Origin of the sequence: Kocuria cellulosilytica, assembly GCF_040981245.1 — a bacterium.
Classification (GTDB): Bacteria; Actinomycetota; Actinomycetes; order Actinomycetales; family Micrococcaceae; genus Kocuria; species Kocuria cellulosilytica.
In genome coordinates, this window is the sequence record NZ_JAVFWZ010000152.1 from 1 (window position 1) to 514 (window position 514).

1 protein-coding gene is annotated in these 514 nt (G+C 76.8%); it reads left to right on the forward strand.

What is annotated here, in order from left to right; all coding sequences use genetic code 11:
- On the forward strand, positions 1-514 hold a 514-nt coding region (locus RCG67_RS17450; RefSeq protein ID WP_368828082.1), incomplete at both ends, for a M20/M25/M40 family metallo-hydrolase.

Sequence of the window (514 nt, forward strand, 5' to 3'; positions counted from 1 at the left end):
CGCAGCTCGAGGACAGCGCCGAGGCCGTCGCCGCGGTCCTGGCCGACGCCGGGCTGGAGGAGGTGGAGATCCTCCGGGTGCCCCTCGGGGACGGACCGGGCCACCCCGCCGTCGTGGCCCGCCGCCGGCCCGCCCCCGGGCGCCCCACGGTGCTGCTCTACGCCCACCACGACGTCCAGCCGCCGGGCCGGCGCGAGCTGTGGGACTCCGAGCCGTTCGCCGCCGAGGAGCGCGACGGCCGCCTGTACGGCCGGGGCGCGGCGGACGACAAGGCCGGGATCATGGCGCACGTGGCCGCGCTGCGGGCCGTGGACGACCAGCTCGGGGAGGACTTCGGCCTGGGCGTGACGGTGTTCGTGGAGGGGGAGGAGGAGGCCGGGTCCCCGTCTTTCCGGGACTTCCTGGAGGCCTACCGGGACCGGCTCGCCGCCGACGTCATCGTGATCGCCGACTCCGCCAACTGGGAGCTCGGGGTGCCCGCGCTGACCACGAGCCTGCGTGGCATGGTGGGGGC